Origin of the sequence: Hungatella hathewayi WAL-18680 (assembly GCF_000235505.1) — a bacterium.
GTDB classification, from domain to species: domain Bacteria; phylum Bacillota; class Clostridia; order Lachnospirales; family Lachnospiraceae; genus Hungatella_A; species Hungatella_A hathewayi_A.
In genome coordinates this window covers 2,137,228-2,151,009 of the sequence record NZ_JH379027.1, presented here as the reverse complement: position 1 = coordinate 2,151,009, position 13,782 = coordinate 2,137,228, and the positions used below count along the sequence as shown (strand labels likewise).

Below are 13,782 nucleotides of genomic sequence, written 5' to 3'. Positions count from 1 at the left end.
GAGGAGTTTGTGTTCATCACATCTTGGACGGCCTTGTTTTGTATCCATTCGCTAACAAAATATTTTGATAGGTCGATGTGATCCATTACCTCGCAGAAAGTGTATACCGGATCAGAAATATCAATTAATTTTTCGATTTCCAGTGGTAATTTCAGTTGACGTACTGTATAATTATTATTGGTATTTTTATTTAGTCGCATAATTAATTATACCAAAAAATCGCTGAAGTCTCACGACCTCAGCGATTTTTCTTTTAGGGGAGTTTTTTTACAGCCCCCAGTCTTGATTGTCACGTTCACTTATGCTCAAATTCCACGATCTCTGTGACGCTGCAGTTTAAAATACGACACAGCTTATCCACGGAGGACATTTTTATATCTCCGTCATTTCTCAACCGGTCTATTAAACTGCTGCTGATTCCATAGTAGTTTATCAGCTTGTAAGTTGTAATATTCTTTTCCGTTAACGTGTCCCAAAATGGCCTATAAGATATCATCGTCCCACCTCATAAAACCAGTTTAGTCGATATTGTCGAATATTGTAAGATTCTGCGCGGACTATGACCCGCATATTGACGTTGTTTTCCACGATTCTTTGGACGGCCCCGATTATTGTCAATCACTACCTGGATTTGCGCTGGTTTTTCTGACAGCTTTATGGTAAAATCGAAGTACAAGTGTCACGTGTAATAGCAGCAAAAAATTGAACAGGTATTGGAGGAAAAGACATGAAGGGAAACGTAATTGTGGGACAATCAGGCGGACCGACTGCCGTAATCAACTCCAGTCTGGCGGGTGTTTACCGGACCGCCATGGACCGTGGGGCAAAGAAGGTCTATGGAATGAGGTTTGGCATCCAGGGGCTGTTGGAAGAACTGTATATCGATTTGTCCGACCACATCAAGAATGAGCTGGACATCGAGATACTCAAACGGACACCGTCGGCATTTTTGGGCACCTGCCGCTATAAACTGCCGGCGATTCATGAGAATCAGGAGATTTACGTCAAGCTGTTTGAGATTTTAAATAAGCTGGACATCGAATGCTTCATCTACATCGGCGGCAACGACTCCATGGACACCATCAAGAAGCTGTCCGACTACGCCATCCTGACGGGACAGACCCAGAAGTTTGTGGGCGTGCCCAAGACCATTGACAACGACCTGGCCCTCACCGACCACACGCCCGGTTACGGAAGCGCCGCCAAATACATCGCCACCTCCACCAAGGAGGTCATCCGTGACGGCATCGGATTTTCCTTTAACAAGCAGCAGGTGATTATCATCGAGATTATGGGCCGCAACGCCGGCTGGCTGACCGGGGCCTCCGCTCTCGCCAAGGGGGAGGACTGTGACGGTCCGGATTTGATTTACCTGCCGGAGGTGCCATTCGACACGGAAGCATTTCTGTCAAGGACCAGAAACCTGCTGGAGAAGAAGAACACGGTTGTGGTGGCCATCTCCGAGGGCATCCGCTTCCAGGACGGCACCTATGTCAGTGAGGCCTCCGGAAATGCGGACTATGTGGACGCCTTCGGCCACAAGCAGCTGACCGGCTCCGCCACCTACCTAGCCAATGTAGTCAGCCGGGAGCTTGGCTGCAAGACAAGGGCCGTGGAATTCAGCACTCTTCAGCGAAGCGCCTCCCATCTGGCATCCAGGGTGGATATCAATGAAGCCTTTATGGTTGGCGGTGCCGCTGTGAAAGCCGCCGACGAGGGGGACAGCGGAAAAATGGTGGTCATCGACCGGGTATCCGACGACCCGTACCAGTGCGCCACCGGCATTTACGACGTTCACAAGATTGCCAACGGCGAGAAGCTGGTGCCGAGGAACTGGATTACGGAGGACGGCACCTACGTGACCGAGGACTTTATCGATTATGTGAAACCGTTGATTCAGGGCGATTATCCGTCCGTTATGGTTAACGGAATCCCGAGACATCTGTATATGAAGGAATAACATTTTCCAAATGAACGACAGGGGTGGATTTGAATCCACCTCTGTTTTTTTATAAAAACCTCTTGACATTTTCAACTGTATCTGCTATCGTTACAGTATGAACTGTATTCCAAGCGATTACACATCAAGAAATACAGCCCGATAGGTATACAGGCAGCACAGAATCACACAAATTAAAATCAGAAAAGATAGAAAAGGAGGATTTATACATGGATAGTATTTTCAGCCTGGCAGTTCACGCCCTGGTTTATTTAAACCACAAAGACTGCACCTTATCAAGCGAAGCGTTAGCGGAAAACATCTGTACCAACCCCGCCCGCGTCCGCAAGGTGATGGCCCAGCTCAAAAAGGCTGGTTTTGTAGAGACAAAGGAGGGAACTGCCGGTGGCTACCGCTTCTGCGCAGATGCGAAGAAGCTCTCTCTGAACCAGGTGGCCCAGGCGCTGGATATCCGGTTTGTGGATGCCGCCTGGCGCAGCGGGGACACTGATATGGATTGTCTGGTGGCCTCCGGTATGGCGGACATTATGGATTCCATTTACCAGAAACTCGATGAGCAGTGCAGAGAATCCCTGCGCAAAATCACCATCATGGATATTGACAACATGATATTTCAATCAGGAAAGCAATCACGAAAGGAGACGTAACTCATGAAAGAATATGAACATATTATTATTGGATTTGGAAAAGGGGGCAAGACCCTGGCGGCGGCCCTGGCAAAGAAGGGCTTTCAGGTGGCTCTCATTGAGCGCTCCGACAAGATGTTCGGAGGCACCTGCCCCAACGTGGCCTGTCTTCCCACCAAGTTTTTGGAAAACCGGGCCAGACTGTCCAAAAAGTATGGCGGTGATTTCGCGGAGAAATCGGCCCGCTACCAGGACGCCGTTATCGCCAAGCGGAATATGACCGCCGGTCTTCGGGAAGGCAACTATAAGAAAATCACCTCCGCCGGAGTGGAAGTGCTTGTGGGCTCCGCCTCCTTCGTGGATGACCATCGTTTACATGTCACCTACGCGGACGGAACCTCCGAGGAGCTGTGGGGCGGCCAGATTTATATCAACACCGGCGCCAGACCATTTATCCCCAGCATTCCAGGGCTGAAGGAAAGCGCCTTCGCCTACACCAGCGAGACCATGATGGAGCGGGAGGAACTGCCCCAGAGGCTGGTGATTATCGGTGGCGGCTATATCGGGCTGGAATTTGCTTCCTACTATGCCAACTTTGGCTCCCAGATAACTATCATCCAGGACGGAAAAGACTTTATCCCGCGGGAGGACGCAGAGATTGCCCAGGTGGTATTGGAAAGCCTGCAAAGCCGCGGGGTGGAAATCATCCGCCAGGCCCAGGTTCAGTCCGTGACAGACGGTGAAGATACGGCTGTGGTCTCCGTAAAGGACGATTCCGGTGTGCGGGAACTGACGGCCAACGCGATTCTGGTGGCAACCGGACGGCGTCCAAATCTGGAGGAACTTCATCCGGAACATGCCGGCATCGCTCTGACGGAGCGTGGAGCCATCGCCGTGGACGAGACGCTGCGCACCTCCGTGCCTCATATCTGGGCTATGGGAGACGTCACAGGGGGACTGCAGTTTACCTACATATCCCTGGATGACAGCCGGATTGTGAAATCCCAGCTGCTGGGCGACAAGAGCCGCACCACCAAAAACCGGGGAAATGTACCCTACACCGTATTTTTAGACCCGCCCCTGTCACGTGTCGGCATGACGGAGCAGCAGGCGCTGGATGCCGGCCATCAGATTCTGGTCGCACGGCTGGCCGCCGGAGCGATCCCGAAGGCAAAAGTGCTGGAGCAGACCACCGGTTCCCTGAAGATGATTATCGATAAGGAGACCAATCAGATTCTCGGCGCACATTTCTTCTGCCTGGAATCCCATGAGATGATCAATCTCATCAAGATTGCCATGGATGCGGGGCTTCCCTACACCGTACTGCGGGATGCCATTTACAACCACCCAACCATGACCGAAGGCCTCAACGATTTACTCTCCACAATTTAATGTGGGCTGTTACAATAAACTGTTTTAAGACAAGGAGATGATTATGGGATTTTCATTTGATATCAGCGTGCCGGTCCTGACCGTATTTGCACAGGGACTGCTTAGTTTTCTATCCCCCTGCGTCCTGCCGCTTCTCCCCCTCTATTTAAGCTATCTGGCAGGAGGAGGGAAACATGTCGGGGAGGACGGACGGGTTTATTATCCGAGACGACAGGTGTTTATCAACACCCTGTTCTTCACCATCGGAATTGGATTTACCTTCTTTCTGCTGGGCTTTGGGTTTACGGCCCTGGGTAAATTCTTCAACTCCAACCGGACCATGTTTGCCAGAATCAGCGGCATTATCATGGTGATGTTTGGATTGTACCAGTTTGGCTTCTTCGGAAGCTCCAAAATGCTTGGCAAGGAACACCGGATGTTCTTAAAATTGGACCGGTGGTCCATGGGACCGATTCCCGCCCTGCTGCTGGGCTTCACCTTCAGCTTCGCCTGGACGCCGTGTGTCGGGCCGGTGTTAAGCAGTGTCATGCTGATGGCCGGAACTACCAGTTCCATGGGCAAGGCCGCCATGCTGATCGGCGTCTACACCCTGGGATTCACCCTGCCATTTCTGGCGGTTGGACTATTTACCACGACCCTGCTGGATTTCTTCAAAAAGCACGGAAGTGTTGTCAAATATACGGTTAAGGTGGGCGCCATGCTGTTGATTCTCATGGGCATCATGACCTTCACCGGCTTTATGAACAGCTTCACCGGGTACCTCTCCTCCCCAGGCGGCTTTTCTTCCGGCAGCAGCACCGCCAAAGAGCAGACAACCGCCGCCGTGGAGACCTCACCCATGGGCGAGGAAAACACCGAGACCATGCCTGCCCAGTCGGAAAATGCTGACGACACCAAAGCCAGCATCGCGGCAGCCGAAAGCAGCTCCACTGCCGAGGAAACCACCACCGCAGCGCCGATTCTGGCCCCTGACTTTACATTGGTAGACCAGAACGGAGAGACCCATACCCTGTCCGACTACCAGGGCAAAACCGTATTCCTAAACTTCTGGGCCACCTGGTGCCCGCCCTGCCGCGGGGAAATGCCGGAGATTCAGGCATTATACGAGCGGTATGGAAGCAACGAGGAAGATTTAATCGTCCTCGGCGTCGCCGGACCAAACCAGGGCCAGGAGGGCGATGTGGACCACATCACCAGTTTCCTCTCCGAGCAAGGCTACACCTTCCCGGTCGTGATGGATGAAACAGGAGACGTATTCTACAATTACAGCATATACTCCTACCCCACCACCTTCATGATTGATAAGGATGGAAATATATTCGGCTACGCCTCCGGCGCATTGTCCGCAGACATGATGGAGAGCATAGTCAAGCAGACCATGGATGGAAAGCTGGCCCCACAATAAAGATTGACAGAGTAAAAGCCCTGTGCCGTTTTGATATGGCACAGGGCTTTTTGTCGTTTAACTTTCCCTTTATTGGGATACCATATTCTTATCAGGAATGATATGAAGATATCGCTTCAGCTGATATTTCAACACTTTCACCGCTTCCACCTCACATCTTCCCAAGTGAGGGTTTCTCCCGGGAAGCGAATCCAGAAAAAGTCTTCCCAGGTAACGCCATGAGTAATCTTCACCCACTCCCACGGATTATTACTGCTCATACCGGCCTGTGCGAGAATTTCCTTCAAATCTGCTCTCCCATCTTCATAGCACCGGCTTTTCAAAAAGCGATACACCCGCTCCAAATCCAGTTTATCACCGCCAAAAGGCTGCTCGATGGAGTCCGGTACCAGCCGATTGATATTCACTTCTTTTTTATCTTCCGAAATGTACACTTCCGCCACGGGTTTATCTGCACACATCACTGTAAATTCCATGACCTCACCTGCCTTCTTTATTCTCACACCTATGTAATCATCTTATAATATACCGAATCAAAAGTCCATTCATTTATCGATAAAATGATAAATCAGGGGAAGAACGTGCTGCCTATCCGCACGTTCTTCCCCTGCCTGTTCCCTCTTATAACTCATAAATCTTACGATACTTCTCCGTCAGATACTCAATATAATACTTCGGAGAGAAATCCTCTCCCGTCACATCCTTCAGTATCTCCCGGCTGGTCTTCAGTTTGCCGAACTGGTGGATGTGGTCTTTTAGGTACTCCCGGATGACGTCAATCTTTCCTTCCTCCAGCAGTCCCTCAAAATCCATCTCCTTCTTCATCCTGGCATACAGCTGGGCGCCGAAGGCGCTTCCCAGGGCGTAGGATGGGAAATATCCGAAGGAGCCCTGGGACCAGTGGATATCCTGCAGCACGCCTTCCGACACGTCTTTGGGGCGCACGCCCAGATATTCCTCGTATTTGTCGGCCCAGACATCTGGCAGCTTCTCCACTTCCAGATTCTCCTCCATCAGCATTTTCTCAATCTCATACCGAATCATCACGTGGAGACTGTATGTCAGCTCATCCGCCTGGGTCCGGATCAGGCTTGGCTGCACTTTATTGATGGCATCGATAAAGGTATCCAAATCAATATCCCCAAGCTGCTCCGGGAACAGTTCCTGGAGTTTTCCGTACACTGGCACCCAGAAAGCCCGGTTGCGGCCGATGATATTTTCAAAGAAACGGGACTGGGACTCGTGCATGCCCATGGATGCGCCCTGTCCCACCATGGTCTGGGTCAGCTCATCCCGGATGCCCAGCTCGTATATGCCGTGGCCCGCCTCGTGAATCACCGAGAAAATGGAATCGTCCACATGCTCATTGTAAGCCGTGGTGATTCTCACGTCATGGTTGTGAAGATTGGTGGTAAACGGGTGGGCGCTGACCGCCAGCACGCCTTTGTCAAAATCAAATCCCACATACTCCGCCAGATACTTCGCAATCTCCTCCTGCTTCTCCACCGGATAATCCCCGGTCAAAAAGCTGTCATCTATCTTCTTGCCGTGCTTCATGATTTCTTTGAGAAGCGGCACGATGGCGTCCTTCAGCTGCCTGAAAAATTCGTCCAGCGCCTCCATATTGAAATCTTTCTCGTAGGTGTCCAGCATCACGTCATAGAGCTTCTGCCCGTCCTTGGCCCGGTAGGAGGCAAACTTCTTCTGGTAATCAATCACCTTCTGAAGCGTGGGTGCAAATGCTTCAAAATCCTTATTTTTCCTGGCCTCGGCCCAGATTCTGGTGGACTCCGCCGACAGCTGTGCAAACTCCCGGTACTCCTTCGGCGGAATGCACTCCAGCTTTTCCAGCTCATCCGCCACCTCCCTGACGATGGCGGCCTCCACCTCGGATAAGGTCTTATCCTCTTTGCACTCCGCAATCAGACGCTTCACCTCGTCACAGGTGATTTTCTCCAGATATTCCTCGGACAACGTTCCAATCACCTTGGATGTATACGCCCCCGCCTCCTTCGGCGCCAGCGTCTCATCATCCCACTCAAATAAAACCATAGCCGTCTGAAGCGCCATGGCCTTTTCCAGATACGGCTGTAATTCCTCATATGCTTTGCTCATAACAGTCTCCTTCTCTCCTGAATTTCCCTCTTTCCAGAGAATCCCGATATGATATATAATTTACCACACCGCAATTCTTTATTCAAGATTGAAAAAAACACTAACGTTCTGTCAACAGTTTTCTCGTTTTCCACCTGCCGCTGAGATAATATCCCACGCAGATGCATCCCGGCAGTATTCTGGAACAGGCAACGCCCCACCATAAACCTAAGTATCCCATATGAAACACATACATAAACAACAGACTAAAACCAATTTTACATATCAGTCCATCCAGCAGACCAAGGATAAAGCCCAATTCCACAAAACCACAACCGGTCACCATAGCCTGAAAAGAACCGGTGATGGCAGATGCAAAAAAGTGAAGAATAAAAATCCTGAGAAACACCGCTCCCAGCGCTATAACCGCCTCATCCTTTGTAAAAATTCCAAAAATCTGATGCGGAAAGAACAGACACAGCATTGCCGACACGGCTGCGCATCCCAATGCCGCCACAACCGTACAAAGAGTTGTCTTCCCGGCTCTGTCAACTTTCCTGGCTCCCAGATTCTGCCCCACCATGGACGCGGAAGCCGTGTCAATCCCCTGAACAAATACCTCCAGGAACTTCTGAAGTTTATTACCTACACTGTTGGTAGCCGATACCACCAGACCGTAAGCATTGGCGCTGGAATTAACCCAGAGCATGCCAAAACGTACAAACATGCTGCGGACTACCTGTGGGATTCCCAGTCTGATTAATACTTTTAATATGTCCTTATCCAGCTTAAAATACGATAGCTTTAACTCGAAATCAAATTTCTCCCGCTTTTCCCACATAAAAAGAAACGCGGCAAAGAAAGCTCCCATTTGGGATACAGCCGTCGCAATGGCTGTCCCTGCCGCTTCCATGTGAAACACCACAACTAACAGCAGGTCCAGCACAATATTCACCACAGCCGCCACAAGGATGAAGAAAAGCGGCCGTCTTGATTCCCCCATTCCTCTTAAAATACCGCACACAGCGTTATATCCAAAGATAAATGGATAACCGATGGCCGTAATCATCATATAGCTTCCCGCCTGCCCCATAGCTTCCGCTGGACAATTCAACAGCTTCAATACACTTGTATGGCAGAAAACTGCAGCCATTGATAACACAACTGACAGTATCAACATAAAGCTCAGCAGTGTTCCCACCGTCTTTTTTATCTTTGTATCCTCCTTTGCCCCAAACAACTGGGCAATAAAAATCTGTCCGGCCGTTGAAAATCCCATAGCCACCGGAGTCACCAAATCCGCCATCTCACCCCCTGTATTCACACCCACAGTCCCGATATTTCCCACAAACTGGCCAATAATAATCAAATCCACCATGGAATACAGCTGCTGTACCAGATTGGTCAGCACAATCGGAAATGCAAATATCAGAAGTTTATTCATAATCGGCCCTTCTGTCAGATTAGTTCCAATCCGGCCCTTCTGCACCGCCTGTGTCAATCAAACCACCTCTTCTCTCCTGCCGCTTTATAATCCTGATACTCTATGAAATCCCATAAATTCTGGCGGCATTTTCTCCCAGAATCAGTTTCTTATCTGACTCTTCAATGTCCAATTCCCTCACATAATCAGGACCTCCAACCAGCCACTCCCTTCGTACCGGATAAGAAGAGCCAAACAGAATATGGTCTGCTCCCAATATGCTCACCGCGCATTCCAGCAAGGTTTTGCCCCATGGCTGGGCATGTGACATTTCAAAATAGATGTTCTCCCGCAGATGCCGGCACAACCGCTCCGTATCAGTCTCAAACCGCTTAACCGTATCAGCAGCGCCGTCCGGCTTTTTATGGAACATAGATTCCAGATAGGCAAAAAATGCCCCTCCAAGCATGGAGTGAACCAGCTTCACCTCCGGGTAACGCTCAAACATGCCGCTGAACACTTCCCGGCCTATGGCAGTTGTCTGGTCCACACAGCGTCCGTAAGAACGGCGCAGATTACTGTAATCCGAGATTGCCTGGTGTTCTACCGGAACCGGGGTATGATGGACGTAAGCTGGCAGCTTAAGCTCATTCAATTTTTCAAAAAACGGAGCAAATGCCTCATCGTCCAGATAGAGAGTTCCATAATGAGCCGACAGCTGTACTCCCGTCATGCCAAGCTCTTTCACACAGCGCTCCAGCTCACACAGACTTTCCCGGCCTCCCAACGGTGGAACCACAGCCAGAGCCGACATTCTGCCGCCGCTGCCCGCCGCATGAGCCGCCATCTCATCATTAAACCGGCGGCACAGTTCCAGACTCAGCCATTCCTGACAGCAGGGTGTTTTTAACACCGCTCTGTCCACCCCCGCCTTATCCATGTCATCTAACTGAGTCTCCAGCGTATATTCTCCCTGAACATAATTTAAATTCTGGCAGCCTTTTGGACTCTCCACAATCAGCTGCATTCTATCACTCCCAGGGATACACTCACAATGAGCCCATACCCCATACTGTCTCGGTACACATCTCAAAAATGCTTCCAGATATCCCCTATCTGTGAACATGTCCTCCGGTAACCAGTACATATTTGCATCAACAACCATTCTCTTCCCCTTCCTCCCGTATCTTGTCCGGGTCAATATGTAGAAACACCCGTCCCCGGCGAAGCGTCATCCGTTTCCCCGGCTTTGGCTCCTTATCACTTCCCGGCGATGCTACCGCCACCCTTTCCCCCGGCTCCAGCGGTATGGACTGCCCCCAGAAGCTTGGCGTTTCACAGGGCACAATGTGGCCTGCCATCGCATCCTCTAAAATGGCAATGGCATCCGGCAGACAATCCTCATCCAAAGGCGCCCCTAAAGCCCGGAAATCGTGATGCCCGTTGTAAATCACATCATACTGTCCCTTTAATCCCTGAATCTTCTTCAAGGAGCGCAGTGTGGTTTCTACCGGTACCGCGCTGACTCCCAGGTTAAAATTCAGGGCATCACCGGCAAACAGCGTTCTCGTCTGATGATCCAGGAACACCATCTCCCCCCTTGAATGTCCGGGGCACTCATAGGCTGTCACAATCCGACCGCCTCCCAAATCAAACTGCTGTCCGTCATACAAATCCCGGATGCGGGGGAATCTTTCCTCCTCCCCCGGCTCTCTCAAATCCTCATTGATATGGTAAGGATAAAGAGAAAACATATTGTATGGAGCTCCAATACAGCCTTTTTGTCTGCGGGCAATCATCCGTGTATCCCACCGCCTCCGCTCCAAACTCATGGGAATCGGTATCTTCTGGTCTGCCGGATGCATCCACAGCTCCTCAAACTGCCTTCCATTTCCCGTATGGTCCACATGACCATGACTGATGACCACGGTCAGAGGTTTCTCCGTTATCATTTCCACCGCCCCGCGCAGGTCTCCAATCCCGATTCCACAGTCAATCAACATCGCCCGCTCACTGCCCACCAGCAGGAACATACTGGCACAGTCAAATTCATCTATCTCCCAGGTATCCTTCTGAAACTGGACCATGGGGAACCATTTTGTCAACATCCCATTCTCCTCTCTGTTCATCCCATACACAGCCCGCCGCAGACATTCAGTACCTGGCCGGTGATATAACCTGTTTCCTCGCTGGCCAGATAACAGACTGCCTGTGCTAAGTCCTCCGGCGTTCCAATTCTCCCCACCGGAATTCGTGATAACAACTCCTCCGGTTTTGGCGCATCCGGCCGGATATAGCCCTCCCGCTTCACCGCCCCCTTGGAAATGCAGTTTACCGTAATTCCGTACCGCCCCAGTCTGGCCGCCGAATTTAAGGCCATGGAAAGAACGCCGCCCTTGGCGATGGCATTGATATAACTTTCATGAGTTCCCCCATATCTGCCCTCCACCGTTGTCATAAATATTACCCGCGGGGCACGGCTCTGCTTCAGATATGGAAGCGCATTCTTCATCATCTCAAAACCTCCTCCTACAAGGTGGTCCATACTCTTCATCAGCAGTTCCCTGGTGACCTCCTGCAGCTCTATCCCATAACCATCAGCCCCTATATTGCTGATGACCACATCGATGGAACCAAACCGCTCGTTAATATTTTTTAGTACCTCATCCCGGGATTCTGCCGCTTCCTTCCCCTCTCCCGTTACACACATACAAAATCCTGGCACACCAGAGGCATTAATTTCCTCAGCCAGTTCTTCCGCTTCCTTCAATCGGTGTGTCATCATTACCACATTCATCCCGCCAGCACACAGCGCCTTCACAGCTGCCACCCCGTCTCCCCCGGAAGCTCCGGAGAAAATACAGGTTCTTCCAGTTAATGTCTGCATAGAAACCTCCTTTCCCTAACAATCCACACCGATACTCTTCTCCGTATAGGCGATAGTCCCAAGTCCCGGTACAAACCTGCACATGCGAAGGATTCGCCCTCCCGGGGTATCCGCCTCCTCCGCGTAATCGTAAGCCTCCGGCTCCGCTACAATGGCTTCAGCCGTTTTTGCCAAATCCTCTATCACCTCATGTCCCAGGTCAAACACAAAATGGCCGGGAAACACATAGTCAAATTCATCCAGCCGACTTGCCAGCTTTCTCATCTGATTGCGATATTGAACCACGGTGGCATATGCGCCATACACATCTCCGGGACGCGGCCCGCCGATTCCAATCCGCATGCTGATAACATCGTCACCGGCAAACAGCAGCCTGTTTTTCTTGTCAAGAAACATACAATGGCCGGAGGCGTGGCCTGCCGTAAAAATCAATTCCACCAAATGACCATTTCCCAGAGAAAATTCATATCCATCCGGCACACCCGTAATCCGGTATGGGCGGTAAGCAATCAGGTCTCTCCTGTCAAATTCTGTCCAAATGGGAGTTCCCTGTTCATCAAACAGATGCTCCCAGGCATCCGGCCGGTTCATAGCCATCAGCTGGGGTACCGCATATTCATGGCAATATACCTGTTCAAACTGGCAGTTACCATAGGCATGGTCAATATGGGGGTGGGTATTTACCACTATCAGTTCCTTTCCTCCACTCAGCTTTCCACAGAGCCCTTTTAAATCCCCAAGCCCAAAGCCTGTATCAATCACCATGGCCTTCTCTTCGCCAACAATCAGATAAATCCACACGTCCCCGGCCCCGTCCAGACTCTCATTAAATATTGCATAGACATTCTCCCTGACCGGGTACACCTCGGCATAGGGGTTAATCTCATAGACCGCTTTTCCCTTATGGTGTTCCCGCAGTTCTTTCATAAATGCCCAGCACCGCTCATCCACCGGCTCCCGGCTGCGAATGCGCCTTGACTTCAGTGGGGATTCTATTCTAATATTCTCTCTCATCCCTCCGCCTCCCTGTTCTTGTAGACATTGTCTTCCCCATATCCGATGGTCCCCAGCCCCTTTACATATTTCAGGCGTGTCATCTTCCCCCGGCTCTCCTCCAGCACGTCATAGTCCTCCGGGTCACTCAAGATCCGGCCCGCCGTCTCAACCAGATTGTCCACCACGGTGCTCTCCAGATTAAAGATAAAATGACCGGGGAAAATGTAGTCGAATTCTTCTTTTCTCGCAGCCAGCTTTCTCATCTCTTTTTCGTATGCTTCCACCGTTGCAAAAGCGGAATTTTTCCCGATTCCCACCCGCATGCTGATAATATCATCTCCGGCAAACAACAGCCGGCTCCTTTTATCAAGAAACATGGCATGTCCCGGCTTGTGACCTGGCACCCAGATTAATTCCACTTCATAGCCGTCCCCCAAATCAAACCGGTACTGGTCCGGCACCGGGATTACCTCATATTCCCGATATGCAATCACATCCTCCCGGTGGATATCCAGCCAGATACCATTTCCCTGCTCATCAAACAGATAATCCCAGATATGAGGGTTCTGTTTCTCCTCCATCTGAGCCGCCTCATTCTCATGACAGAAACATTGCTCGAACTGACAGTTTCCGTAGCTGTGGTCAAAGCTGCAGTGTGTATTGGCCGTCATCACCGGTTTTCCATCAGCCAGCTGTTCCACCAGTCCCTTTAAATTGCCGATACCAAAGCCGGTGTCGATTAGCAGTGCCTTCTCCGGCCCCACAATGAGATACATCCATGGGTCTCCCATGCCATCCGCACTTATAGTAAAAAGTCCGTAGACATGGTCCCGCAGCCGGTAAACCTCGACAAACGGGTCCACCTCATATATCATTCTTGTATCATCCTGCTCTCTCAACAGTTTCATAAAGGCCCAGCTGGTGGCGTCGATTGGTTCCCTCTGCACCAAACGTTTTCCCCTGATGGGAGTTTCTATCTCACGATTTCTTCTCATATTT

The 13,782-nt window shown here is 50.7% G+C and carries 13 protein-coding genes and 1 pseudogene; 4 read left to right on the top strand and 10 right to left on the bottom strand.

The window, feature by feature from the left end; translation table 11 throughout:
• Positions 1-200 (bottom strand): annotated as a pseudogene (locus tag HMPREF9473_RS28720) (transposase); the annotation flags it as partial.
• 95 nt (positions 201-295) lie between these two features.
• Positions 296-496, bottom strand: coding sequence for a helix-turn-helix domain-containing protein (locus HMPREF9473_RS09585; RefSeq protein ID WP_006779899.1), 201 nt, complete (start codon positions 494-496; stop codon positions 296-298).
• Between the two features lie 231 nt (positions 497-727).
• On the opposite strand from HMPREF9473_RS09585, the gene HMPREF9473_RS09580 reads away from it, so the two are divergent.
• From HMPREF9473_RS09580 to HMPREF9473_RS09565, 4 genes are all read left to right on the top strand, one after another.
• Positions 728-1,960: a 6-phosphofructokinase gene (locus HMPREF9473_RS09580; protein WP_006779898.1), complete on the top strand. Its 1,233-nt coding sequence runs from the start codon at positions 728-730 to the stop codon at positions 1,958-1,960.
• Positions 1,961-2,169: 209 nt separating this feature from the next.
• Complete coding sequence (locus HMPREF9473_RS27665) at positions 2,170-2,607, top strand: RrF2 family transcriptional regulator (protein WP_006779897.1); 438 nt, start codon at positions 2,170-2,172, stop codon at positions 2,605-2,607.
• Between the two features lie 3 nt (positions 2,608-2,610).
• Positions 2,611-3,978, top strand: a complete 1,368-nt coding sequence (locus tag HMPREF9473_RS09570; protein ID WP_006779896.1) for an FAD-dependent oxidoreductase — start codon at positions 2,611-2,613, stop codon at positions 3,976-3,978.
• Positions 3,979-4,021: 43 nt separating this feature from the next.
• Complete coding sequence (locus tag HMPREF9473_RS09565) at positions 4,022-5,383, top strand: redoxin family protein (protein WP_006779895.1); 1,362 nt, start codon at positions 4,022-4,024, stop codon at positions 5,381-5,383.
• 137 nt (positions 5,384-5,520) lie between these two features.
• Here the strand turns inward: HMPREF9473_RS09565 and HMPREF9473_RS09560 are convergent, their stop codons facing one another.
• The 8 genes from HMPREF9473_RS09560 to HMPREF9473_RS09525 form a co-directional block, all read right to left on the bottom strand.
• A complete protein-coding gene (locus HMPREF9473_RS09560) occupies positions 5,521-5,844 on the bottom strand; it encodes a hypothetical protein (RefSeq protein WP_207636791.1) in 324 nt (107 codons plus the stop codon).
• Positions 5,845-6,004: 160 nt separating this feature from the next.
• Positions 6,005-7,498: a carboxypeptidase M32 gene (locus tag HMPREF9473_RS09555; protein WP_006779893.1), complete on the bottom strand. Its 1,494-nt coding sequence runs from the start codon at positions 7,496-7,498 to the stop codon at positions 6,005-6,007.
• Between the two features lie 100 nt (positions 7,499-7,598).
• Positions 7,599-8,978, bottom strand: a complete 1,380-nt coding sequence (locus HMPREF9473_RS09550) for an MATE family efflux transporter (protein ID WP_006779892.1) — start codon at positions 8,976-8,978, stop codon at positions 7,599-7,601.
• Between the two features lie 43 nt (positions 8,979-9,021).
• Complete coding sequence (locus tag HMPREF9473_RS09545; protein WP_242830794.1) at positions 9,022-10,047, bottom strand: amidohydrolase family protein; 1,026 nt, start codon at positions 10,045-10,047, stop codon at positions 9,022-9,024.
• A gap of 7 nt (positions 10,048-10,054) precedes the next feature.
• A complete protein-coding gene (locus HMPREF9473_RS09540; RefSeq protein WP_006779890.1) occupies positions 10,055-11,008 on the bottom strand; it encodes an MBL fold metallo-hydrolase in 954 nt (317 codons plus the stop codon).
• A gap of 17 nt (positions 11,009-11,025) precedes the next feature.
• Complete coding sequence (locus HMPREF9473_RS09535; RefSeq protein ID WP_006779889.1) at positions 11,026-11,787, bottom strand: SDR family NAD(P)-dependent oxidoreductase; 762 nt, start codon at positions 11,785-11,787, stop codon at positions 11,026-11,028.
• Positions 11,788-11,802: 15 nt separating this feature from the next.
• Positions 11,803-12,801, bottom strand: a complete 999-nt coding sequence (locus HMPREF9473_RS09530) for an MBL fold metallo-hydrolase (RefSeq protein ID WP_006779888.1) — start codon at positions 12,799-12,801, stop codon at positions 11,803-11,805.
• Positions 12,798-13,778: an MBL fold metallo-hydrolase gene (locus HMPREF9473_RS09525; protein ID WP_006779887.1), complete on the bottom strand. Its 981-nt coding sequence runs from the start codon at positions 13,776-13,778 to the stop codon at positions 12,798-12,800. The genes HMPREF9473_RS09530 and HMPREF9473_RS09525 overlap by 4 nt, the downstream gene beginning before the upstream one ends.
• Positions 13,779-13,782: the final 4 nt, after the last annotated feature.